Raw genomic sequence first — 25,142 nt, 5'->3', positions numbered from 1 at the left:
ACGACTATAGTCTTATGCGACCATTGGCTTATTTAATTTTTAGATAATAAGTACACAATCAGCAATGTTAACGTTGAATTTACATTTATTTAACCACTTTTTTGGAACAGACACGATGAAAGCTAAAATAAAAAATACGGTTACAGCAGTAGCGCTGTGCCTGGCAGCATCTACAGGTGCAGCACAAGCAGCAACAATCGGCGACACAAGTGTGAAATTCACAGGCTACGTTAAAGTCGACGCTATGGTTAGTGACTACTCAGATGGCACCATTGCATCAGGTAGCGTAGGTCGCGATTTCTATATTCCTTCACTAACACCTGTTGGTGGCGTTGACGAAGATCCACAATTTGACGCGCATATCAGAACGTCACGATTCCGCTTTGCAACGTCAACGCCTACGGCTGAAGGCGACACAATTAACGGTGTATTCGAACTCGACTTCCTTGTAACTAGCGGCGGTGATGAGCGAATCAGTAACTCCTACACTCCGCGAGTACGCCACGCGTACTTAACTTACAAGAATTGGTTGGTGGGCCAAACATGGACGACCTTTATGGACGTAGGTTCATTACCAGAATCACTTGATTTTATTGGTACCACTGACGGCATCACCTTTGCCCGTCAAGTTATGGTGAGATATACCAACGGCGGCCTACAGCTTGCGCTTGAAAACCCAGAATCAACCATTACGCCATTTGGCGGTGGTAGCCGAATTACGAGTGACGACAGCAGCGTTCCAGACTTTGTAGCTGCCTATACGTCAAAGTATGACTGGGGTTATGTAAAAGTAGCGGGCTTATTAAGACAGTTGTCTTACGATAATGCCGCTGGCATTGATGCGGACGAAACCAGCTTTGGTGTATCGGTAACCGGTAAATACAATTTGTCTAATGGCGACGATATTCGCTTCACGTTCAACACGGGTAAAGGTTTAGGCAGATACTCTGCGCTAAACGCAGTTAATGGTGCAGTACTTACCGAAAGCGGCGACCTTGAAGCCATAGACTCAACAGGTTACGGCGTTGCGTATCGTCACAAGTGGAGCGAAAAAGCGCGCAGTAGCATCATGTTCTCGGCGTTTGAAGCAGACAATGACGTATCATTAACGGGTTTAGCTACCACTGAAAGCACTTATAGCACACGTGTAAACTACTTGTACTCGCCAACTAAAGCGCTAACCGTTGGCGCTGAATACGCTTTCGCAAAGCGTGAAATTGAAGCCGGCCTTGAAGGCGACATGAACCGCTTCCAAGTTTCAGCAAAATACGCATTCTAATACATGCACTAAGTTAAAAAAGAGAAACGGCACTGAGCTCATCAGCGCCGTTTTTTTGTGCATACAGAAAAATAGAATGGCGCGCTACATTAGCTACATAGTAGTGAAGATAATACCCAAAGGCATAATAAAGAATAAGCCACCGATATAAGCTGCGCCGTACATTTTCCGCTCTGCCGCTATCACTGATAATTGATAAGACAAATTGAGCGGAATATTGCGCAATAAAGGCAGCCCGTAAATAAGCGTAACGCCCAGAACGTTATAAATCAGGTGCACAAGCGCTATTTGTAGTGCAAATCCACTATTAACCCCCACTACACCCAACGCTGCGATAAGCGCAGTGATACATGTGCCTATATTTGCGCCCAATGTGAACGGATAGATATCCTTAGCTTTTAAAATTCCACTGCCAACCAAAGGAACCATGAGCGATGTGGTGGTTGACGAGGATTGCACTAGCACTGTCATCACAGCACCCGACGTTATTCCAGAGAGTGGCCCTTTTCCTATGCTGGTATGCAATAACGCCTTTGCCTTGCCTACCATAAGTGATTTCATAATTTTACCCATGTAGGTAATTGAAAACATAATAAGGCCGATACCAAGAATTATTTTCGCTACGCCCGGATAAATAGAAGGTAAAAAGGAGAATGCTTGTGTAACTATGTCTGTTACCGGTTGCGTCATCGCTTTAATAGGATTAACACCAGACACACCGATGGCTTCACCTGTATGGATAAGCGCAACCAATTGGGCACTTAAAAACTCCAAAATACCAAACGCCATTTCAAGAGGTAAGAAAATTAGTACCGACAGTACATTGAAGAAGTCATGAATAGTGGCCGCATTGAAGGCTCTTTGAAACTCATCTTTTTTTGCAACATGACCAAGGCTCACCAAGGTGTTGGTAATACTGGTCCCAATGTTGGCGCCCATCATCATGGGTATAGCGATAGTTATGGGTAAACCACCCGCTACCATTCCGACAATAATAGAGGTAACCGTACTTGAAGACTGAATAAGTGCGGTACACACCATACCAATAATCAATCCCATGACAGGATTAGAAGCAAAACTAAAAAGAGATTTCGCGTGGTCGCCAGTAGCAAATTTGAATCCGCTGCCAATCATGCTGACAGCTAATAACATCACATAGACTAACAAGGCTAAAAGAAGCCACTTACGCCAGTTATGTGCTTTTTCTAGCACGCTGTTCTGGGCTAGTTGAGGGTCAATCATTGACATAATACGCACAAATTCATACTTGAAAAACACATAATATGACGTGCGTATTACACAAAAATGACGGGGGAGTGAAGTGCTACCCCGCCATTCTTAGGAAGAAAAAATTCGCTTAGAAGCCTAAAGGATACTGCCTTAGTACACCGTGAATGTCGTCTAATGTTTCCTTCGAAAGTGAAATATCAAACGCGTCTATATTTTCTTTAAGTTGAGGCACAGTGGTAGCGCCAATAATTGTTGAGGTAACACCAGGCACTTGCTTACACCACGCCAACGCGAGCTGCGAAGGTGTTATTCCTGCTTTTTCTGCAATCTTCATATATTCAGCTGTAGCTGCCTGCGCTGGCGCTTTATCTCTAAATAACCCCATACGCTGAGCTAGTGTCCAACGACTACCTTCCGGTCTGGCTCCATCCTGATACTTACCACTTAACATACCCGTTGCTAACGGCGACCACGGAAGGTAAGCAATGTTCTCTAGTTCACACATTTCAATTAAATAAGGCCAGTCTTTCGCATGAAGTAAACTGAACTCATTTTGAATAGAAACTGGAAGCGGCATATCCAGCTCTTTGCAAAGTGTAAGAAAGGCGTGAATGCCCCAAGGCGTGTCATCTGACAGCCCCCAGTGTCTAATTTTCCCTTCATCCAGCGCGCGCTTAATGCCTAAAAGGATATCACGCATACCATCCAGTTCTTTTTCTCGATTGGTTTTGGTTGGATCAGCACCATCCGGCCAATGCTTACCGAAATGAGGTGTAACTCTATTCGGCCAATGAAGCTGGTAAACGTCGATATAATCGGTTTTTAAGCGCTCTAATGAATAGGTGAGTGCGTTTGCGATAGCGTCAGCTGTAATGGGCCCTGCGTTGCGAATGTACTTCAAACCGCTGCCAGCAATTTTAGTCATTAAAACAATGTCAGAGCGCTTTGATTCGTTCCGCGAAATCCAATTACCGATAATGCGCTCTGTATCGCCATAGGTATCTACATTTGGGGGAACAGGATACATTTCGGCCGTATCGACAAAGTTCACGCCTTTATCCAGGGCAAACGCCATTTGCTCGTCTGCATCTTGCTGGGTGTTTTGAATGCCCCATGTCATTGTGCCCAAACACACATCCGACACCTGTAAGTCGCTATTTCCTAAGCGGTTAAACTTCATTTTTGCTTCTACCTTGCTTGGCTTATACCTTATTGATGCAATAATGAGTCGACCGCTTAAGAAATAAAAGTGCCCTCTGTGGTTATGAGGCTTTCTTAGTGGCCAACTCGGCTTCTACACTTGCTAGCCGCGCCTCAATATCTCTTTTGGACTCGACCATTTCATTCGCCAATTCTGCGAGTGATTTTAACTCTGCAAACCCTAACTTTCTCGTATCAATCATTTGATACTGACGCTTACAGCGATAAAAGAAAGTAAGAAAGTTAACAAAAGCGCGGTGAAATGTCGCAAAACTCTTGATCAATACCAGAATTAACACGATAGACGTGAGCGCAGCAATACTTAGACTGTAAATACGCACTTGGCCTTCTTGTTGTTCAATCATAGGTTTCAAGGCGGTATCGACACCCTTTAGCTGTGTCTCCACATTATGTGCGCTTTGTCTGAACTCTCCGCGAAGGCCTTCATTGTGAGTTACACCAAACGTTGTGAACGCATCAACTAATTGCAACAGCGCTTCTCTATATTGTATCAATGACTCATCAAGCGCCGAACTATTGCGGTAATCAGCAACTAAACGCTCAGTCATTTCGTTCATCAACTTCGCATAATACCCTTCTTGGGTTATTTGATAATTTCGCGTGGCGAGTTGAATATTGGTTAACAACTCTCTTGATAATGGGTCTTGAGAAAGTGCCCCTTCGTTGAGTACCTTTTCTAGCTCGGAAATACGCCCTCTCAGCCCGTCATTTTGCGTGAGCCCAATTCGCTCTTGAAGAGAGACAACCTGTTGGAATACCCCACTGTAGGCCTCCATTGAGGCAGACAGGCTTTCGACATCGGCCACAGGAAGACGGTATTCATTGAACATGGGGACAAGGGTAGTAAGTCGCCCCTTGAACAAATAGGACTGCTGAAGAAACTTGTCAAAGTAATCGGTGCCGTGGCGAAGTAAGAAATCCTTTTCGTGTCGTCTCATCTGAAGCAAATCTTGCCCCATTCTCAGTAGCGCATCTCGCTGCTGATTTAAGCCAATTAAACGCTGAGTGAAATAATGCTGACTTATCACCAGCATAGCCATTCCAATCACACAGATAAGGGTCATTAAAACCAATCGAGACTTAATTGAATCAAACTTCATGACAAACTCCTCTTGGGAGAAAACAGAGCGAACAAGACATAAACAAAAACTAATAAATGTTTAAATTTCGCCAACATACGCCATTACTATAGGTGCTTAACGTGACATTTTTTATTAAACCTTTGTAGCAATTTTGCACATTATTACATCAAAAAAAGTCACACATTTAGGGTGAAACCCCTATGTTCGAACAAAATTCAAACGGCCACTATTAGTGCGTACTTTGCTGCGATGACGTTAATCAAAAAACGCCGCGTTTTAATTAAGTACATGGCACGAATGCCATGCGCTTCAGCAACATAAACGCGTTCGGTAATGCTAACGACACAACAAGTCAAATGATTGTCTTAAGCATCTAAGAAAAAGCGCAGCCTCAAGAATTTGGAGAAGAATATGAAGAAGTTCGCCCTATCTACGTTAGCTGCAGCTATGCTAGCAAGCCCGTCAGCCCACACACTTGCCGATGCCTACATTGGCTCACAAATGGCTGAGAAACTTGTGTCGCTCTCCCCTGCTGAATCGCTGATGGCTGTTGTTACGTACGATCAAATGTCACCACTTGCCGAGTCACAAATTACGCAATTATTAAACTTGGGTATTACAGAAGGCGTGCAATTTAAGAACCTTCCAATCATTGGTGTGGTGGCAACGAAGGCGCAAATTGAGGCTATTGCTCAATTCGACGGTGTACGATCAGTTTTTGCGAACCGCGAAATGAAGCTATACAACGCTGATGCACGTGAGATCACAGGCGTTGCTGATTTGCAGGGCGAAGGATTTGCTTCAAGAAACAACGTTGAGTTCACTGGTAAAGGCTCAACTATTTTAGTGATTGATTCGGGTATTGACGCTTCTCACCAAGACCACTTCTTTGGCGATACTGTGGTTGATAACGTGCAAGCAATATTGAATCCGGGTGCGCTTTCTATCGTTGGCGTAACGGGTCCAACACTATCAAACCAAGTGAATACCGACCTAAACTCAGGACACGGCACACACGTTGCCGGTACTATCGCGGGTAGCGGTGTAATGTCTGATGGCAAGCACCGTGGAGCAGCCCCAGATGCTGACATCATTGGCTATGGTTCAGGCGCAGCAGTGCTGCTTTTAGATACTATCGGCGGCTTCGACTACGCAATTAGCAAGCAATACACCTTCGACAACCCTATCAAAGTTATCAGCAACTCGTGGGGTTCTAGCGGCAAGTACGAACCACTCGGCCCTGTTTCGTTGGCAAGTTACAAAGCACATAACATGGGAATGATTAGTGTATTCGCAGCAGGTAACGATGGCCCTGGTGAAGACTCGCATAACCCATATGCACAAATTCCTTGGGGTATCTCTGTAGGTGCGGGTGACAAGTTCGGAAAACTCGCTGGCTTTTCATCTCGCGGATTAAAAGGCGAGACTGGCGACTTTACTATGCCTGACGGCACGCAATGGACATATAACAACGAAGTCTCTGTTGTCGCTCCAGGTGTGGACATTATCTCTACTCGCGCCGTACTGAACGCCGCCGCGAATGGTGGAGACGCAGACATAGATGCAATTGAACCTCAGAACCTTCCTTTCTACACCATGATTTCTGGCACATCTATGGCGACACCGCATGTTTCAGGCATTATCTCATTGATGCTGGAAGCGAACCCGAATCTTGATAACGCGACCATTAAGCGCTTGCTGCAAGAGACAGCCACTAACATGCCTGGTTATGAGCGCTGGGAAGTCGGAGCGGGTTACGTTAATGCACGTTCAGCAGTTGCTGCTGCCCTACTTGAAGATATGGGCCATAAAGTTACGGTTAATAACTTAGATGGTAAAAGCTTTAAGGCAAATGCACTTGTAACCACCAGCGATCGAGTAGAAAACTTCGATGTTTTTTATTCACCGGTAGGAGAGCCTGAAGTTATTCCTTTTGAAGTAGGTTCGAAAGAGGTACTTGTCAAAGCGTCTGCCGATAGTTTTGCAAACTTAACCAAGCTTGTTCTTGTAGCCCCTGACGGCACTGAATATCGCGGTAACTTAACTACGCCAGTACTTTCTACCACCATGCGTGTTGCTGCACCAGCCATGCCTGGTACGTGGGGCGTATATGTTTATGGTTTAACATCACTCTCTGGTGTAGAAGCTGACCCATTAGGTTTAACTAACGGCCCAGGTTTACCTGAAACATTTAACGTCACCGTGTCGTTCGAAAATAGCGGCGGCTTTGAAGGTATGGACGACGTAGAAGGTCACCCTCAACAAAACGCCATAGAGTTCGCGGTAAGTGAGCGCTTAATGGACGCCATCAATAGTCGAGGCTTCTCACCTGATGCTCGTCTTAAACGCAAGGACTTTGCGCGCTATGCGGTAATGGGTGGAGCCGTTAGACAGTACCGTGACCTTTTGAATGAAGAACGTCCTAATATTGGTTCAGTACCTGGTTTTGACAAAGCGTTCGTTGAATCAGTAATGGTTAAAGGTGGCGCACTTAAAGATAAGCTTCGTACACAGTCTCCTGTACTTCGCAGCGAAAATGGTAGTGCTGACCCGTTCGCTAGTGTTACTAAGCTAGATATCGCTTACTCACTGGTACAGATGCTTGGCTTGGAAGAAGCAGCACTTAGTTTTGACCCTAACGCCGACATCGTTGTTGACTATAACGGTGAGCAAATTGTGCTAGAAGATCAAGACAGTATTCCGGCTGATATGAAAGGCTACGTTCAGTTAGCACTTACCTTGTCGTTGATTAACGCAGAGTTTGGTGTAGAGCAAAGTCCATTCAGCATCACGCCTACTATCACTGCGAGCTTCGCGCCAGATACGGTTATAACCAGAGCGCATTACGCTGTATTGGCTTCGCGCTTCTTTGCTCAGTATTTCGAATAAAATCGCAAACCACTGAAAACGGTGCCATTATATTAATTGATAATGGCACCATTTTAGGTTAAATTTTAACCAATACTGAAAGAGGTCATCCTATGATGTTTACTGCGATGAAATTCAGACAACTTACCACCGTTGTTGCCACCACAGCTCTACTTTTGTTTTCCACTGCACAAGCACAGGTAGTCACGCCTGCAACTCTCACTGTCGACGACAATAAGATTCAGGCCAAACTGACGCTAAGCAGCTTAATTGAAGTAGATTTAACTGTAGAGTTCGAAAACAGTATTGGCCTTAATGCTAACAACATTGACATTACCGCTGAGCTGCTTGATCCCACAGATTTGACCATTACAGACCGCCTGCCCTCAGCATTAACAAGCGCTGTTTCGGGTTTTCCGGTTCTTGTATCAATCTCTCCGAAAGCTGACGCCGGTTTTGGGTTTGAAGGTTTAGCGATGGTTGAGCTTTACACTAAAGCTATTCACTACACGCCAACCATTCCATGGCGCTTGTTTACGTCTCACGACGGTGGCGAGTTTGAAGACATAACAACGTTAACGTCATCAGGCAGTTTTCGTGCACGCGGCAGCACAGGACAATTTTCAGATTTTATTATCTTATTAGATAATCGCCCATCAGGTTCTGTTATCAATGACAAAGTTGCTTCTTTAAGCACGATCGTAAATGGCAATCGCAATAAAATTGCTGCGCTATTAGAGGCAGCCATAGACAGCGGAATAAACGATGTCCAATCGGCATTGGCGGTAAACGATGACGATGCGGCACTGGCTGCTGTAGATAGCCTTATATCGCTTATTGATAATGCGTCTGGCAATGAAATTGCAGATGTATGGCGCTCAAGTGGTGACGTTGTGAACGTGAAAGGTTTACTACTTACTCAGCTACAAACATTACGCTTTAGCTTAAGAACATTGTAAATCAAGCTGGAGACTGAAACGTTTAATTGCGTTGAAATCGACGCAATTAAACCAGCGTTTGGCGTCACTGATAAGCAAGAAACTCTCTTATTTGTGTAATTTTATACAAACAGATGGGAGGAGATGGCACCAGTGACGCGACGAGGAATATGCCATGCCGTTACAAATAGCCTTTACAGAAAATAACGGAAGCGTAAGTAAGCACTTGCTTTTTGAAGGTCGAGAGTATCAGGTCGGCCGCTCTGAAAGCGCGGACATCGTTATACCCCACCCCCAAGTTTCTCGCTCTCATATTGTATTACGAGCAAACAAACAAGCTGACAACGATCACGTTTGGCAGCTAAATGACATGAGCTCTACAGGGTGCTTCAGTGCGGGAATTCAAATAAAGCACCTGACGCTAGACAAACCCCATGTATTACAGCTTGGTCCAGTACCCTGTGAATTTACTCCCCTTGCGCTCAATAATGTGGTCAAACTTGACAGCCAACGAGAGTGGAGAAAGCAACAACTAAAGCAGTACCAAACGCAGCTTCAACAGTGTAATAGCAGTACTGCTCTTATTAACCTTGCCAGAGAATGTTTAACCCAATCATTAGGGTGTGAACGGGCATCACTCATTTTGTTTGATAAGATAAATAACTATCAACTCGGGATAGGCTATGAAAGCTGGATGCAAGGTGAGGACTTTACCGGTAGCCGTACTATCATCAACCAGTGCATGCAAGCTAACGCTGTTCGTGCCATTGGCAATATTGTTTGCGACAAATCGTTAAACAAGCAGCATAGTATAATCAGTCACGGCATTCAGGCTGCCATCTGTGTACCTGTTTGTATTGATGAAAAGCCCGTTGGCGTATTGTACGCAGACTCGACGCTGGGACGCCGTTACTTTACCCAAACGGACATAGATTTTGCCACCTCTTTAGCGAATATGATTTCGATGCGTTTGTTATTCCACACAATTGAGCATAAACTTTCACTTATAAGCTAAAATAAAAATAACAATTTAGTGACGCAATTCGTCTATTCGATTGCGTCGCTGTAGTGGTTAGTGAAGTGTGGAGAAGGCTTTGAACAGGCCCGATGTATTCTCGTCGCAAAACAATTCTCTTAAAACTGAGGCGCTTGCTTTAGGGACTTCTATTGCGCCAAATTCCCGTCTAGCTAACCGGTTTCAAATTGTTGAACAACTTGGCTCAGGTGCTCAGGCCACCGTTTTCAGCGCCATCGATGAATTACTTGATGTGAAAGTTGCACTTAAGGTCATTGAGGGTGGCGCCAGCGACCCGGTTAAAATGCAAACCATCCGCAATGAAGTCAACATTGCTAGGCAACTACAGCATCCTAATATCATCCGTGTTCATGACGTTTTCTCTGATGGAGATACCGCCTTTTTTACAATGGCGTTTATTGAAGGCGAGCCTCTGTATACACGCATTCAACAACCTATCAGCAAAGCCGATTTCGACAAGTGGCAGCAACAGCTCGTTGAGGCACTGTTGGCCTGTAAATCGATAGGCATTAAACATGGCGATATAAAGCCAGACAATATTCTTCTTGATCACAATGAAGACATTAAACTGATCGACTTTGGAATTGGGCAGAGCGCTGCATCTGGCGCTCAAACGAGCGGACACCAACACTATACCGCTCCTGAAGTCATCCAGACTGGAAAAGCGAGCGAACACTCTGACACCTACAGCTTAGGAAGAGTGTTAGAAGATATGCTGGGCTGTGTACAAAAGGAAGGACTGGGCTTTTCTCAATACCTGTGGACGAAAAAACGCAAAGCTTGTATTGATCAATTAACACACCATTTGCCCGCGAAGAGACTCTCTTTGGAACAGGCACTTAACATCAGCTCATCAAGCGATAATGGCAGTGCTAATGTAACTTACAAAACCCTTGTCACCTTTTCCGCCATTGCCATATTGGTACTTGTGATTAGCGCCAGCATTTTTTCTTACTCTTGGTATCAAAAAGCGCAAACCAGACTGCCCTCTGATACTCCTATTCAGCTACTCGTACTCAATGATCCTCAATATCCACTTTTAGATACGATAAACACGTTACTGCGCTATCCCCTGTCTACTCATCCTCACATTGTTTTAGATGATAAAGAGCAAACCCAAACATTGATGTCAAACTTAGCGTTATCCCCATTTAATAACGACAATGACAGAGTAGACTTAGCCGCTTCCACGTCGGTAAACAGCGTATTATTACTTGATGCTACGCCTACCAGTAGCGATAGTTACTTACTTCATGCCAGCGTACTTAGTATGCCCGCTAACAAACCTATTTTTACCGTGTCGCATAATGTAAATGCAAACACCCTGTCCGATGATTTAAGTGTATTTGCTAACAAGCTCATTAAATCGTTATTTGACGCCATCGAAACGCAATCGCCCCAACCACTTCCTGACTTACGCTACCTTGATGCCTTGGATACCGCTTGGCAAAAAGGAGAAGCGTTAAATAGCGCAGACACCGTTGAGGCGATTATAGCAACCACACCGGACTATCCGGGTGGATGGGTGGCAAAGGCTCGAAACGATTTAAATACGGGCGACTATGACGGTGCCAGGCAAGCGGTAGAAACTTTATTCCAACTCTCTGACTTGGCAGTGTATTGGCGTTTACAGGGCGAGCTATTAAGAGCAGAGCTAAACGAAGATCTGTCTCTTGCTCAACAATCAATAGATGCGCTTGTTTCTCAGTTCCCTGACAGACCAGACTTGCTGTCGATGCGTGCAGACATATATCAGTGGGCTGGCGAAGATGCCAAAGCAATGTCCGACTATAAAGCTGCTTTAGCCCTTCGCCCCAATAATGGACAACTTTGGTTTGAACTTGCTCGTCTGCAAATTATTAATGGGGACATTGAAACTGCCACCAGCGACTCATTAACTCGAGCACTCGTAGCGTTTCGTCAAGCAAAAGATCCCCGAGGCGAGAGTTTAGTACTTAACGCTTTTGGTATTGCTTACCTACGTACAGCTGACAATGTGGCTGCAGCGCAGTATTTTAAAGACGCACTGGCATTGCGTGATGCAAAAACGCAGCCCTCTCAGCGGGCTAAAACCTTAGCCAACCTCGCCATTGCCACATCTCTTACGGGCGACTATACCACTGCAGAGGCGTCATTAGAAGAAGCGGTAAAACTACTCCACGATTTAGGTGACTTGGCACAAGAAGCCCATGTAAACGATACACTAGGTTTTATGTTTGAAGAGCGAGGCCAGTTCGCAAGAGCGTTAGAGTACTACAAACGCGGTCTTGATATTCGTGTGCAAACCGATGACAAGGTGCTTCAGCCGCAAAGTATGAGCAATGTGGCCTATATGCATTTTCTAATTGGAGATATCTCTCTTGCTGAGATTTACTGGCAGCAGGCGAAAATGCTATTTGAAAGAAATGGGGACGAGTCTCACTTACTTCGAACCCATCAAAATCTTGCACAGTTGAGTTTGGTAAAAGGGGACAAGAATACCGCCACCAATTATTTAACCACTGTCGAGCAACGACTCGGTACACAGCACAATCAAGAAAAGCTTTATAACCACCTGCTATTCAGCTACTTAAACTTTGCAAACGGAAATTTGACTGAAGCCACGCAGCACGCCGCTGACGCAAGGCGCTTAGCTCAGGCTTCTGAAGATGTCAGAGCCCAAACCGAGGTATTACTATGGCAGGGAGAGATGTGTTTACTTACCGCAAACTGGTTATGCCTAGAAAACAGTCTTGAAACCGTGACGCCTACCATTAGCGAAGAGCGCCACGAGCAATTTGCCGTTTACCAATGGTTAACATTGGGATTGAAGCATCATAAAGGTACACTAAATAACGAACGAGACGAGATCTACACTACACTTGTCGATAACACCAACGTGCCGGTCATCACTGAAATTAAAATTCTGCTCGACATACAGCAGCGACTTTCTTTGAATGAAAATAGCAGCGCCATGGAGAAGCTTAGCTCGCTCATTAAACCAACCTACTACCAGCCTTACCTGCAGTGGCTATACGTAAAGGCGTCACTAGGTGATGAAGAGTCCATCGAAAAGTTAAAGCAAAAATTAGCGTTATATCCTAACTACTGGCGTAACCACCTTTACTATCGCGCCATTCCAGGTAAAGAAGACACGGTGGATGACTTAACATCCAAATGGCTATCTCAATTACCTGAGCAACAGGTTGGAGACTACAGGAACGCCTATTTTGACTGACTTGGCCACCGAGATAGAGAACATTAAAGCGTTACAGGCGACCCTTCAGGCTCGATTAGATGCCGATCAAGAGGTTTTGCAACAGCTCGCAAAACGATTGTGGGCTCAACAAGAATCAGAAAAAGCGAAGCTTTCTCGTGAATTACATGATGGGATTGGTCAGCTGCTCACAGGGCTGACACGAAGACTGCAAGCATTATCAACCTCATCGCCTGAGCTTGAGGCACTACACGGCATCGCTGAAATGGCGTTAAATGATGTCAGACAATTATCACGGCTAATGAGCCCAACAATCCTTGATGACTTAGGCCTTAAACCAGCACTTAACTGGCTTTGTAGAAATTTGCTTAGTGGTGAAGATATTGAATATCACACCGAGATTACCGTACCTCCTGATCTGCCCAAAGACATAAGCACATTATTATTTAGAATTGCGCAAGAAACGCTGGTTAATGCTATAAAACACAGCGAGGCCACCAACCTTACTTTATCAATTTCTTACCATCATCACGTTATTCGTTTGGATATTCTTGATAATGGTGTAGGGTTTGATAGTAAAGCCATAGAGCCCGGCATTGGCCTTTCTAGTATTCGCGACAGAGCAGAAGCGTTCAATGCGACACTGGAAATAGACTCTGCAGTAGGGCAAGGCACCAGAACAACAGTAACGGTACCCGTATGACAATTCGTGTAGTGCTAGCCGATGACCATGTGCTTATGCGTCAAGGCGTGTCTCAAATGCTAAATGCCAACCCAGATATCAGCGTAGTGGGAGAATGCGACGATGGTGTCGCATTAATCGCTGCAGTGTTAAAGCTCTCGCCAGATGTTATTTTGATGGACATTTCGATGCCACGTATGAGTGGTCTGGTCGCTATTGATAAAATTCTATCTCAGCGCAGTGACGCGAAAATTCTTGTGCTTTCTATGCACAACGAAGTGGAATACATTGAAGCCATGCGCGACGCAGGCGCTAAAGGCTACATATTAAAAGAATCTTCCGGTGAAAGCTTGGTTGAAGCCATCAAGAAAGTGGCCGCAAACAAAACCTGTTTTCCCGATGAACTAACCCAGTCATCTAGCGATCAATGCCAAAAGCACGTATCGCCGCTAAGCGTATTAACTAGAAGAGAGCGAGAAGTTTTTTTCTTAGTTGCTGCAGGCAACACCAGTAAGAAGATTGCTGAGCTACTAGATATGAGCCTTAAAACTGCAGAAAATCACCGCAGTAATATTTATAAGAAGCTTAATTTAAGCAGTTCGGCAGAACTTATCAGAATGGCAGGAAAAGCAGGTTTGTTAGAATAGTTGGGATTTATTCTCAGTGTGGAACTCTTTTCCATTCCCCCCTACCATATTCCATATTCAGCGAATGCTGGTTGCGGTAATTAAAGCCCTAAACAAAAAAGAGGGGCCTTACTTCAGCCACCCCTCTCTAAAAAGTGTGCGAGGGCCGGTTGTGGCATTCAAAACCCTCAGCAGCAGGGATGCTGCTGTGGAGCGCCCATGGATGGGTTTACCGCGTGTTTTGAATGTTACAACCGGCCCTCGCCTCAAAGGACTAAAGTTCTGTGTATTGCGTTAGGATAAACGCGGCTTCGCCTCTTGATACCCCATTTTGTGGATTAAAGAAGGCTTTAAGCGTAGGCTGTAGGTCAAATGGGCCTTGCTCTACTTTTACTTCTACCTGCATTAGCCCTGCAGCCAGTGCTTGTTGAACATAGCCGCGATACTCAGGAGCAATCGCATCGGTGTCTTCAACTTCCACCGCTTCACCAAGAACAATTGCGATAACCTTCTGAGAGTCAAAGCTTTGCGCTGCATCTTCAAGACCTAATGCTTGAACCATTGAGTACGCCATTTCTTCTTTGCTCACCTGCATGTTGCTACCAAAGAAGTCACCATCAGCTTGCATTACGGGCTGCGTATTCATATCTAAATCTCCCAACACCGCACCTGTCGCTGTGGCAGAGTTTACCGCTGCAGCATTTTCTGCACTCACATCGGTGTAGTTAACTGTGTTACCGTCGTTTGTTTGACGAAGGTTTGCACTAAGCGCTAGCGTATCAGCAAGCTCTACACGAGTTAGTGGTGCGTCTGGTGCAAACCCACTTTCTTTTGCATCCATTAGCTCATTAGCAACAACGTATTCAATGAAAGGTTTAGCAGGATGACCTACTGCATCATCAATACCGGTGTAACCTGATGTGACTAACAAGCGAATATTCACATCGTTAGTGCCAGGGATACCCACACCGTTTGTAACACCTAGTGGGTCAACTGACACACCACTAATGCTACCAATTCCGCGGCTATATAGTTTCCATGTACCCGGCATACCCGGCGCAGCTGTGCCAACAGAAGAACCTAAAACAGGTAGGCCGATACCAGAGCCATAACGGTTGCCTGCCGGGTCTTCTAGTACGAACGCTGTTGCCGTTTCAATTGACGCGCTCGCCACCACCATAGATACGTCAGACGTTACTTCAAACTCTTCTACAGGTGACTCACCTACGGGTAGGTAAGTCGTAGGTAGCGTAAAGCTATCGCCTTCAGCAACATTAGCAAATGCGTTAAATTCGCGATTTTTCTTCACGGTATCGCCAAATACTTCTTCACCTTCAAGCACTGCAGTTACCGCAGCATAAGCGTTAACATAACCAGCGCCCACTTCCCACTCGTCCATACCAGCCATTGGTGTTGCGGTTTCCTGAAGAATACGCTTCACATCTTCCCACTGAAGGTTTGGATTCGCTTCTAGCATTAATGCAACAATACCTGACACGTGCGGCGCAGCCATTGAAGTACCGCTAGATACGGTATAAAACGGTAGGTGTTGTGGTTCAATCATTTCCGCGTCGTCAGCTGCACTTAAACCGCCTAGGCTAGACAGTGATGCACGAGCAGAAATAACGTCTACACCTGGCGCCGTTACGGTAGGACGGTCTTCCCACGTGAACACTTCACCATCAACAACCGCTTGTCCGCCTTTTCCGTCGACACCGCGAGAACTAAAGTCAGCTAGCTCGCCTTGCTTGTTGCCCGCAGCCACTGTAATTACCCAAGGTGCTTTTTTGAAGTTACCGGTAATTGTCGATTCGCCTGGGCCTGAGTTACCTGCCGAGAACACGGTAATAATACCGTTGTCTGCCAGTGCTTTAGTCACAACGTTTGTTGGATCATCTGGATTAAATTCTGTACCCACATCGCCAGTGTTACCGAATGAGTTAGAAATAACACGAATGTTGTAATCAAACTGGTGTGTTAACGCGTAGTCGAAGCCACCGATCGTATCTAAAATAAATAGACCTGCGCCCGAGCCATAACCGATGATGTCTGCACCCGGTGCTACACCTGCATGCAAGCCACCGCTCTTGGCGCCATTACCGCCTACTGTGCCTGCCACATGCGTTCCGTGACCGCCTAAAATATCGGTGTTAGATACGTTTTCTTGGTATGTAATCGGTAAAATGCCGCTGTAGCTGTTTAAGTTTACTTGCGCTAAGACGTTTTGAACTACGTGATCAGGGAATGCTAAATCACCGTGTGTGCCGTCAACACCCGAGTCGTTTACTACTACACCAATGCCTTTACCTGATACCGGCATGCCATTTATGCGAATGTCACGGTCAGCCTGTAGTGCCTGTACACCCGTGATTTGGGTAGACTCATGGTTTTCTAGTTCTAGTGGGTCGTTGTTCCACACTGACACCACGTCATCGCGTTGATAAAGCGCTTCAACTTGCTGTTTGTTGGCTAACACACCAACAATAGGCACGTTACGTAGGCTAACACCTCCAGTGATACCTAACGATTCAAGTGCTGTAATTTGTTCTGTTGTGGCAGGTCCCTTACCTTCAAATGTAACAATAACTTGTTGTAGTTCTAGTGGCGAAGCCGCAAGCGCATCAGCCAATGTTTTATCGAAAGTTTTTGCATTCACCATGCTCGCTGGTAGGGCACAAGCAATAGCTACTGATAATACTGTTTTGTTATTAAGGAACTTCATAATACACCTCTCTTTGAGTACCCCTTGAGTATTTAACAACCAAAGAAGCAAAACTATGGGGAGTTCCCCCTATTCGATGTAATTTATAAAAGCGTTGAAAAAGCAGAAACTTAAAAAGAAAAAAGCCCTCACAAAAGGAGGGCTGAAAACACCAACTATCGAGAAACATAGATATGTTGGAGGGAACGAACGAGGTACCAGAAACACATTAACTTAAAAAGGATTACTGTTTGCGCTTTCTCATTGAAGTAAACGCAAACAGAATTAGCATCGCAGTGGCAAAAGAAGCAGGTTCACTCACTTGAGTTGAGCCATTATTAGATTCAACAGTTTTAACTACTTGAAACAAGCCACCCGCACAGCGGTCGCCACCGTCAAAGAAAACACAGGTGTCTGTTTCGCCTAGACCGGCTAAACCTGAGCTAATAGTGAATTCGTAGGGAACGCTTGAATCTTCAATGTAGAACTCAAATCCTTCACCGCTTTCATCACCAAACACACCATTATTTAAATCAACTACTGCAAATTCAGCGATGTCTTCTTCTAGAATGTTGTAAGAGACGTTATCGAACTTTAACTGAAAGAAAAACGATAGCCATGTATTCATATTGAACTGGGTTTCGTTTTCATCAAAGGTGATTTGCCCAATTAAGCTGGTTTGGTCAGCTTCGTCACCTAACACTAATCGTGTGAAATCATAGGTAATTACGCCAGCGAAAGAAGGCATAGAAAACAGAACGAACACAGCGGCAATTAATGACTTCATAGTAAACCCACTTCTAAATTCTTATGGGCTTAGTATTGAACTTAATGCATTGAATACAAATAGGGAGTTCCCCCTAGTTGTATTCAATGCTATCTAATATGACGTGGTTTAATTAGCGTTTTGTTCGCGTAGTACTTTTGCTAGTTCGTAATTACCTTGCGAAAGAGCGATATCCGCTACCGAATTACCCGCTTTATCCATGTGAGCTGGGTTAGCCCCTTTATCGATAAGCGTATTGATAATTTCTTGTCTATCGAAAAGGCTTGCGAACATCAACGCCGTTTGGCCTTGCTCGTTTTCTTCATCTATATCGCAATCGGCAAAAACCAATTGCTTAGCTACACTGACGTGACCTTTAAATATGGCCCCCATAAGTGCGGTGTTTCCGCGGTTGTCTTCTTGACATGGGTTGGCATTAGCTTCGCTGATAAGAAAGTTCACGGTGTCGGTATGCCCATGGTACGCCGCAAGAATAAGTGCGGTGTAGCCTTTTTCATCGGCCACATTAACATCTAAACCGGCTTGATAAAACGCACTCAGCATGGCGCTATCACCTTCCCGCGCTGCATCAAAATAACGTGCTTTCAAGGTCTCCATATTAGGCCTAGTTGCACTTTGTTGAGTATCAGCTTGAGTGGTTGCGTCACTTACCGCACTAGTATAAAAACTGGTGAAGGTGGCAACGACGAACAGCGCTGCCGTAAGTGTTTGCTTTAAAAAAGACATTGTGCCCCCTTACTGGTAAATCTAAATTTGGTTACTACAAAACTGTTTTCAGTAAAGCTGTTACAGAAAGATTGTTAAAGAAGAATTGTTTGAGAAAAATGGGAGTTACTCAACACTGTGATGTAACTCCCAACCCTATTGCTATTTAGCTTATTGCATTAGTGCGGTTAGGCTTTCAGCAACTTGCTTTGCTTTAGCGGCACGTGCAGCTTGCTGTTCCATTAAGTCTTTCGCCGTTTGACGAACTTTAGACATTGGTGCTTTCGCTAATTTTGCTACACCTGCACCGTAGTCTTTATCAGCGTTGTACATATAAGCACTAATAATGACGCGAATTTCTTCTTCAGGCACCGATGCCAACGCACCACCTAAGTTACTAATTAGGTTTTTCTGACCTTCTTTAGTTAGGTTTCTGAAAAACTCACCCGCTTGCTTGAAGTTCTGTTCTTTGTAGAACGGAATTTGTTGCGTCATACCTGCAAGCGGCTTGCTTGAGTAACGGAACGCTGGATCTTCGTTAAGATCAAGACGTCGACTTGGCTGATAATTCACGTCGCGCGCAGTGCTAGTCGTTCGAAGCTGACCATGCTGTTCGTGGTTATTAATAACCGTATTTTTAGGCGCATTAACCGGAATGCGGTACGCGTTTACACCTAGGCGATAGCGCTGTGTATCAGCATACGAAAACAAACGACCTTGAAGCATTCTGTCTTCTGACGGCTCAATACCAGGAATTAAATTGCTTGGTGCAAATGCCGCTTGTTCAGTTTCTTCAAAGAAGTTATCTGGTACACGATTAAGCACTAGACGACCAATCTTTTTAGCCGGCACAAGCGATTCAGGCCAAATCTTAGTGGTATCAAGTGGGTTAAACTCAAAATCATCCAATTGCTCTGGCTCCAGCTCTTGTAAATAAAGATCCCAAGACGCTGTTTCACCTTTTTCACCAATTCGCGTGTAGATGTCGGTAGTATGCGGCTGCATATCCATTCCCTGCACTTTCATGGCTTCTTCATTGGTAAAGTTCTTTATTGGCTGGTTCGACTTCCATGTGAACTTCACGTACTTGTAATTACCTTCGTCATCAACAAACTTGAAAGCATGTACACCTGAACCATCCATATTTAGATAGCTTGCCGGTGTGCCGTAGTCAGAGAAAAGCATAGTTAACGTGTGCGTTGACTCTGGTACGTGCGAGAAAAAATCAAAAATGCGCTTAGGCTCTTGCTTGTTCGTTACCGGCGATGGTTTAAATGCATGCACCATATCTGGGAACTTGATTGCATCGCGAATAAAGAAAACCGGGAAGTTGTTGCCGACGAGATCCCAGTTACCTTGTTCAGTGTAAAACTTCACTGCAAAGCCACGCGGGTCGCGCAGCGTCTCAGGTGACAGATGACCATGTACTACCGATGAAAAACGAACAAAAACGTCGGTCTTTTTACCCGCTGATTGAAACGGCGCAGCCAGTGTTTCATCTGAAAGGTCGACCAGGTTTTCATAATACCCATATACGCCTGTACCACGTGCGTGAACAACGCGCTCAGGAATACGCTCGCGGTCAAATGCCGCTAGCTTTTCAATAAGGTGCGAATCTTGTAGTAAAACCGGTCCCCATGGGCCTGCTGTTTGCGAGTTTTGATTATCGCCTACGGGGGCACCATTTTGACGTGTTAGTGTATCGGCGCTTACGCCTAAGGTAAGCATACTGGCAGCTACGCCGCCTAGGACAAACTTAGTTAACGTTGATTTCATTGAGGTTCTCACAGCTGTACTCCCACATGAAGGTTGGTACGAGGTTTAGGGGCTTTGACTTCTACGCAAACTTGGTCGCCATAATAGTTATCAGCGTAATTGCATTGCGTTCGAATGGGTTGATTAGTTGTGGAGGAAACACGGTGGCTATTCGCCGTTGTTAGCTTTTTTAATAGTGCGCTCATTTGGCTCTCCTTCTTAAGTTGAGAGCATTATCATTAATTGAACAAAACTATTAAAACGGGTTAAAACGATTCAAATAATTAATTTATTTGATTGTAAAGATGCTAGCTAATTGAGAAAAGGTATGAAAGTAAGTAAATGATGCGTGACGAAAGAAAGGTTGATAGAAATTTGCAGTTCACACTTGGGGGATAACGGCGCCATTTTAAAGTAATGAGAATAAATGACGCCAGTTTTCTAGATAACCGTAATATCTGGTCTCCAACCTCTGATCTCTAACCTTCAAGCCATGGCCCGGTTATAGCTAAGGTCTTCGTTGGAGAGTAAATATTCACGAAAAGCGTATTGCCGTCGGGCGAGAAACACGCGCCGGCAAGTTCAGTTTGCGCATGGAGCTTTGCAAAGTTATACACTTCTCCATTTGGTGTAACACCGCGTAAATGATTATCAACAATGTCGGTATATTGGTCTTCGCACACCAATAGATGCCCGTTTGGACATACGGTTAGGTTATCGCCGAAGTTATATAAGTTCTTGTCTTCACTTTCTAAAAATAGCTGCAGCTTGTCCTGTTTACCATCAGCAGAAGGAACAAGTTTCATCACCTGACCGAGCTGCTTTTGGCCACCATTAGTACAGCAAAAATAAAGCTCATTTTCACCCCAATGTATACCTTCACCGCGAGCGAATAAGGCAGCACCTTTCTCATATCCTCTAGCGCGTAAGTCATCGTTCGGGCTTTCTGGGTTGTCTAATACTATCCACTCAACGTCGAACCACGTCGCCAATGGCATAGTTGTGGAACTCCAATTACGTGTATCAAACTGAGGTTTGTTTTTTACTACCAGAGCTTCTAATTGGCCGCCAGCTGCCAGGTTAGCGTACTCGTTAGGCACAAAGCGATATAGCAAGCTGTCACCCTGATCTTCAGTCAGGTAAACAATGCCTGTTTTGGGGTCAACACATGCCGCTTCATGGTTAAAGCGCCCCATTGCTTTAAGTGGTTTAGCTTCAATGAGTGAGTCAGCATTTGCAGGTACTTCAAATATGTAGCCGTGATCTTTGTTTACTACATCGCCGTTCGGGCCATGAGGTCGGTCTACTGACTCTTCACACGTTAGCCACGTGCCCCAAGGCGTAATGCCGCCCGAGCAGTTTCTTACCGTTCCAACAAGACTGATAAACTCTCGCTCTACCATTTTGGTGGTAAGGTTATACACCATGGTTGTGGTGCCGCCTGGTAAAGCTACCCCACTATGATAGTTGTCATAGGCCAACTCGCTAGTATGCATTTGAATAGACTGTGGCTGAGCACTTAAGTGTTTGGGGTGCAGTTCGTGGTTACGTATTAGCGCAACTTTGTCGCTACTGCCTTCTACAGGCAAACAACCCATGCCATCCGCTCTGTCAGGTACATGCAAACCATCAGACATGCTATTTCCAAGGCTTGATATAACCTTATAGCTAAAGCCTTTAGGTAAATCGAGCAGCTTTTGAGGGTCGGCGACTAGTGCACCATAGCCTTCACTAATCGGCATAGACGCCAAATTTATTTTCTTACCAAAAGCACTGGTCGCTAGGCCACCAAATGCCAAAGAGCCTACTAAAAACTGGCGTCGTGTTATCATCAAAGTCTCTCACAGCACTAAATTCAAAAATTATAACTCGGTATTGTTACAGTATGACAAAAGGAGCTTATAAAACTTACAAGAAAGCCGCTTTTTCAGGTGAAAAAGAGAACCTAGAACACGATCAAGACTGGCTAGCCAATAGCGGATAATTGCAAACTTTCTTTAAATTTAGGGTAGTTTTGTGTTTTCATTGATTCCCGCCCAATGTGCTTCCGGTTCAGGCCTTGAGAAGTAATAGCCTTGAAATTTTCCACAGCCTTTACCTATTAGGTATTTTAGCTGCTCTTCACTCTCTACACCCTCTGCAATACATGTGACATTCAGTGCTTTGGCCATTTCAATAATTGCATCAACAATCTGCGCCGCTTTTCCATCAAAGTCTTTTCCTATGTCGTCCACAAAGTACTTATCTATTTTAAGCTCACTGATTGGGAGAACTTTCAGGTATGCAAGACTGGAATATCCGGTACCGAAATCATCAATTGAAAAGCGAAAGCCGAATCTTGCGAGTTCAAGCATGGTTTCCTTAACCAGCTCAATATCCACCACTAAAGCGGTTTCTGTTAATTCCAGCATTAACATGTGAGGTGGAATACCGTATTGATTTACGCGAGAAAGTAGCGAATTTATAAAGTCAGGCACAACTATTTGTCTAGCGCTTATGTTGATCGCAATACTGGTATTTAAACCGCTTTTCACGAAGTTACTAATAACGCTCAGCGTTTTTCTTAAAACTATGTCACCTATTTCGCAGATAGCGTAGCTCTCTTCGGCAATAGGAATAAATTCACTTGGGCTTACTGGACCTAACTCTTTCGAGTACCACCGCACCAACGCTTCGAAAGAAGAAACCGTTCCATCATGAGTAACTTGAGGCTGAAGTACTATTGATAATTCATCGCGTTCTATCGCTTGTTCAAGCTTAGATTTTATATCTAAATAACGGTCGAACTCTTTAAACCCATCCTCTGAAATATGACAAAGACCAAAAGGTGCCGACCTTTTTGCCCTTTTAACAGCCTGTTCGATTACATTGATGATTGACTCAAAGCTTTGACCTTGCGGGTTAAAGATAGCACTGCCAAGTGACGCAGTAAGAGACCATTTCACTGAATTTATGACAATATCGAAATGACGTGGACTAAGGAGTGCGCTTTCCACTAAGTTCGCATCAAATTTATGAAGGTCTTCTTTTATGTACGTTTTTTTAGACAGTACGACAAAACTATCACCGCCATATTTAAAAATTTCATAATCGTGGCCGATGACGAAAAGCAACTGCTCTGCAATCTTTCTTATAGCATAGTTGCCGTTACCAAAGCCGAAACGCGTATTGATTTGCGCCATATTATCGATATCTAACAACAAAATATGTATATATTCTTGCTTTAACGATGCGCGTAACATCAAGTCTTTAAAGCGTTGATGGAACCACTGCTGATTTCGAAGGCGGGTAACAGAGTCAGTATAAGCGAGGTTATAAATGGTATCCTGCGCTTCTATACGTTCACTAATATCCCGTATAACACCTATAAATCCCCTTTCACCCTGGTCAAAACTCTCCGACAATGACAATTCCATCTGGAATATATCGCCGTTTTTTCGCTTAGCCGGAAGCTGACGACCTACTCCTATAATTTTACCTACCCCAGTCTCCATATAATTGCGCATATAAAAAGCATGGTTAGACGCATAAGGTTCTGGCATTAGAATCTCTACAGACTGAGCGATTAACTCGCTTCGCGTGTAACCAAACGTTTTAAGCGCAATGTCGTTACAATGTGTGATTGTGCCCTTGACGTCGATACTAAATACAGCATCATTGATATTATTCAAAATATTTTGAATTTTCATCGCTCGCTCTTCATTGAGAGTAAGCGCGGTTTTATATTCAGTAATATCTTCAAATGCACCGAAAAGACGCTTCACTGCGCCATTCTTATAAAGCTCCGCTTTCCCAGAGGCTCTTACCCATCGAATAGTGCCTGACGAATCGATAATTTTGCACTGAATGTCATAGGGCTGTTGGTGAAAACGGAGGTTATCAAATGCGAGCGTTAACTCCTCAGTATATCCCGGGGCGAAAGAGTTGATGGCTTTTTGGACGTTTATGGCACTACCGACTGGTAAACCGAAGATACGGTATGTCTCTGATGACCATATTAACTTTTCAGTTTCAGGATAAAACTCCCATGACCCTGTTTTCGACATACGGCTTATTTCATCAATAAGGCTTAGGTTACGCGCGGTTTTTATTGCGAAAAAGTCCTTCTGCAGTTGTGTAGAAAACAACTTAGCTTGAAGTGAGAAAACTTGTAACCACTTATTGATGTCATGCTTGGGAGTGTTAAAAATAGCAACGAGTAAACCAATATCTTGGTTTTTCTCATTAAAGAGGCCCGCGCCTAAATACCCTTGCGCATTAAGCTCACTGAGGGTTTGATCATCGGGAAAATGCTCGCAAATGTCCGACTTGTAACCACACGCTCCAGTTAGCAAGACAGTTTCACAAGGCGAACCCTTCAGGTCATATTCAATTTGTGAAATTGGAGAGTCGTGCGCAAGCCCTACTAATACGGAAATTTTATCCGCTTTTTTGACGCCTAAAAAGAGATAGTCAGCGTGAAGTAACTCATTAAACCCTAATAAATCTTGCTCATAAGCACTACGATTTTCCAAAACAATTGTGCTGAACTCCGATTCATTTAAAACTGACTCGAATGACATTACTTATAAAACCTTGTTAAAACATTAAAATGGAGTTTGCCACTTCGCACTGACGGAAAAAAGGCAGGACGATAATAAGTTTCAAATTTATCAATGCCTAAGCATAGCTCAACTTGCGATTAAGGCTAGCCTCGAACCTAGTCATTTTGAAATAAGTTTGTCCGCTTCCCCATAAAACCCGCCGGGCCTTAAGTTATTTCTGTATTAGAGAGTGAGTGCTGTGCCCTCTGAAACTCTACAACGCAGGGGAGGCGGTGTCGAAGCTCTAACTTAAAAAGAAGGGTAAGTTTACGGCGTGTTTCCTTCTCTCCCCAAAGCTTTCTGTTATGCAGATTGCGAGGGAGTGACGTTCTAAATCGCAGGCATAAAAAAGCGCACCTAAGTGCGCTTTTCTTGGCTTGTGTTGCTAAGTCTAGATTAGTCTAGGATCTTAGATACAACACCAGCACCTACTGTACGACCACCTTCACGGAT

Annotated in this window: 17 protein-coding genes; 7 read left to right on the top strand and 10 right to left on the bottom strand. The window is 44.4% G+C overall.

What is annotated here, in order from left to right:
- Window positions 1-115 precede the first annotated feature (115 nt).
- The gene (locus WA381_RS11270; RefSeq protein ID WP_014977485.1) at window positions 116-1,279 is read left to right on the top strand and encodes a DcaP family trimeric outer membrane transporter; all 1,164 of its coding nucleotides are present in this window, start codon (window positions 116-118) and stop codon (window positions 1,277-1,279) included.
- A 93-nt stretch (window positions 1,280-1,372) separates the two neighbouring features.
- Here WA381_RS11270 and WA381_RS11265 read toward each other — a convergent pair whose 3' ends face one another.
- The 3 genes from WA381_RS11265 to WA381_RS11255 form a co-directional block, all read right to left on the bottom strand.
- On the bottom strand, window positions 1,373-2,527 hold the full coding sequence (locus tag WA381_RS11265) for a Na/Pi symporter (RefSeq protein WP_014977486.1): 1,155 nt from the start codon (window positions 2,525-2,527) through the stop codon (window positions 1,373-1,375).
- Window positions 2,528-2,636: 109 nt separating this feature from the next.
- Complete coding sequence (locus WA381_RS11260) at window positions 2,637-3,689, bottom strand: aldo/keto reductase (RefSeq protein ID WP_014977487.1); 1,053 nt, start codon at window positions 3,687-3,689, stop codon at window positions 2,637-2,639.
- 82 nt (window positions 3,690-3,771) lie between these two features.
- On the bottom strand, window positions 3,772-4,830 hold the full coding sequence (locus tag WA381_RS11255) for a hypothetical protein (RefSeq protein WP_014977488.1): 1,059 nt from the start codon (window positions 4,828-4,830) through the stop codon (window positions 3,772-3,774).
- Between the two features lie 393 nt (window positions 4,831-5,223).
- Here WA381_RS11255 and WA381_RS11250 point away from each other — a divergent pair, with 393 nt between their 5' ends.
- The 6 genes from WA381_RS11250 to WA381_RS11225 all read left to right on the top strand — a co-directional run bounded on the left by WA381_RS11250 (window position 5,224) and on the right by WA381_RS11225 (window position 14,179).
- Window positions 5,224-7,701, top strand: coding sequence for a S8 family peptidase (locus WA381_RS11250; protein ID WP_014977489.1), 2,478 nt, complete (start codon window positions 5,224-5,226; stop codon window positions 7,699-7,701).
- Between the two features lie 92 nt (window positions 7,702-7,793).
- Window positions 7,794-8,639 (top strand): DUF6689 family protein, encoded by an 846-nt coding sequence (locus WA381_RS11245; RefSeq protein WP_014977490.1) that lies wholly within the window; start codon window positions 7,794-7,796, stop codon window positions 8,637-8,639.
- Between the two features lie 154 nt (window positions 8,640-8,793).
- A complete protein-coding gene (locus tag WA381_RS11240) occupies window positions 8,794-9,633 on the top strand; it encodes a GAF domain-containing protein (protein WP_156086953.1) in 840 nt (279 codons plus the stop codon).
- 79 nt (window positions 9,634-9,712) lie between these two features.
- The gene (locus WA381_RS11235) at window positions 9,713-12,871 is read left to right on the top strand and encodes a serine/threonine-protein kinase (protein ID WP_156086954.1); all 3,159 of its coding nucleotides are present in this window, start codon (window positions 9,713-9,715) and stop codon (window positions 12,869-12,871) included.
- Window positions 12,864-13,553: a sensor histidine kinase gene (locus tag WA381_RS11230; protein ID WP_014950835.1), complete on the top strand. Its 690-nt coding sequence runs from the start codon at window positions 12,864-12,866 to the stop codon at window positions 13,551-13,553. Before WA381_RS11235 ends, WA381_RS11230 begins: the two co-directional genes overlap by 8 nt.
- Complete coding sequence (locus tag WA381_RS11225) at window positions 13,550-14,179, top strand: response regulator (protein ID WP_014977493.1); 630 nt, start codon at window positions 13,550-13,552, stop codon at window positions 14,177-14,179. The genes WA381_RS11230 and WA381_RS11225 overlap by 4 nt, the downstream gene beginning before the upstream one ends.
- A gap of 253 nt (window positions 14,180-14,432) precedes the next feature.
- On the opposite strand, the gene WA381_RS11220 is transcribed toward WA381_RS11225, so the two are convergent.
- The 7 genes from WA381_RS11220 to WA381_RS11190 all read right to left on the bottom strand — a co-directional run bounded on the left by WA381_RS11220 (window position 14,433) and on the right by WA381_RS11190 (window position 24,668).
- Window positions 14,433-16,880: a S8 family serine peptidase gene (locus WA381_RS11220; RefSeq protein ID WP_061486592.1), complete on the bottom strand. Its 2,448-nt coding sequence runs from the start codon at window positions 16,878-16,880 to the stop codon at window positions 14,433-14,435.
- Between the two features lie 223 nt (window positions 16,881-17,103).
- The gene (locus tag WA381_RS11215) at window positions 17,104-17,646 is read right to left on the bottom strand and encodes a hypothetical protein (RefSeq protein ID WP_014977495.1); all 543 of its coding nucleotides are present in this window, start codon (window positions 17,644-17,646) and stop codon (window positions 17,104-17,106) included.
- A 108-nt stretch (window positions 17,647-17,754) separates the two neighbouring features.
- Window positions 17,755-18,372 carry an ankyrin repeat domain-containing protein gene (locus tag WA381_RS11210; RefSeq protein ID WP_014950839.1) on the bottom strand — a complete coding sequence of 206 codons (618 nt, stop codon included), beginning with the start codon at window positions 18,370-18,372 and terminating at the stop codon, window positions 17,755-17,757.
- 150 nt (window positions 18,373-18,522) lie between these two features.
- Window positions 18,523-20,139 (bottom strand): catalase, encoded by a 1,617-nt coding sequence (locus WA381_RS11205; RefSeq protein WP_273070703.1) that lies wholly within the window; start codon window positions 20,137-20,139, stop codon window positions 18,523-18,525.
- Entirely contained in the window at window positions 20,136-20,312 is a 177-nt protein-coding gene (locus tag WA381_RS11200; RefSeq protein ID WP_155279885.1) for a hypothetical protein, read from the bottom strand. The genes WA381_RS11205 and WA381_RS11200 overlap by 4 nt, the downstream gene beginning before the upstream one ends.
- Window positions 20,313-20,585: 273 nt before the next feature.
- Complete coding sequence (locus WA381_RS11195; protein WP_061486594.1) at window positions 20,586-21,938, bottom strand: alkaline phosphatase PhoX; 1,353 nt, start codon at window positions 21,936-21,938, stop codon at window positions 20,586-20,588.
- A gap of 171 nt (window positions 21,939-22,109) precedes the next feature.
- Window positions 22,110-24,668, bottom strand: coding sequence for a sensor domain-containing protein (locus WA381_RS11190; RefSeq protein ID WP_061486595.1), 2,559 nt, complete (start codon window positions 24,666-24,668; stop codon window positions 22,110-22,112).
- Between the last annotated feature and the right edge of the window lie 474 nt (window positions 24,669-25,142).

This window comes from Alteromonas sp. CH_MED4-4 (assembly GCF_037029575.1).
GTDB classification, from domain to species: Bacteria; Pseudomonadota; Gammaproteobacteria; order Enterobacterales; family Alteromonadaceae; genus Alteromonas; species Alteromonas macleodii.
This window is presented reverse-complemented; position numbering and strand designations above follow the sequence as displayed.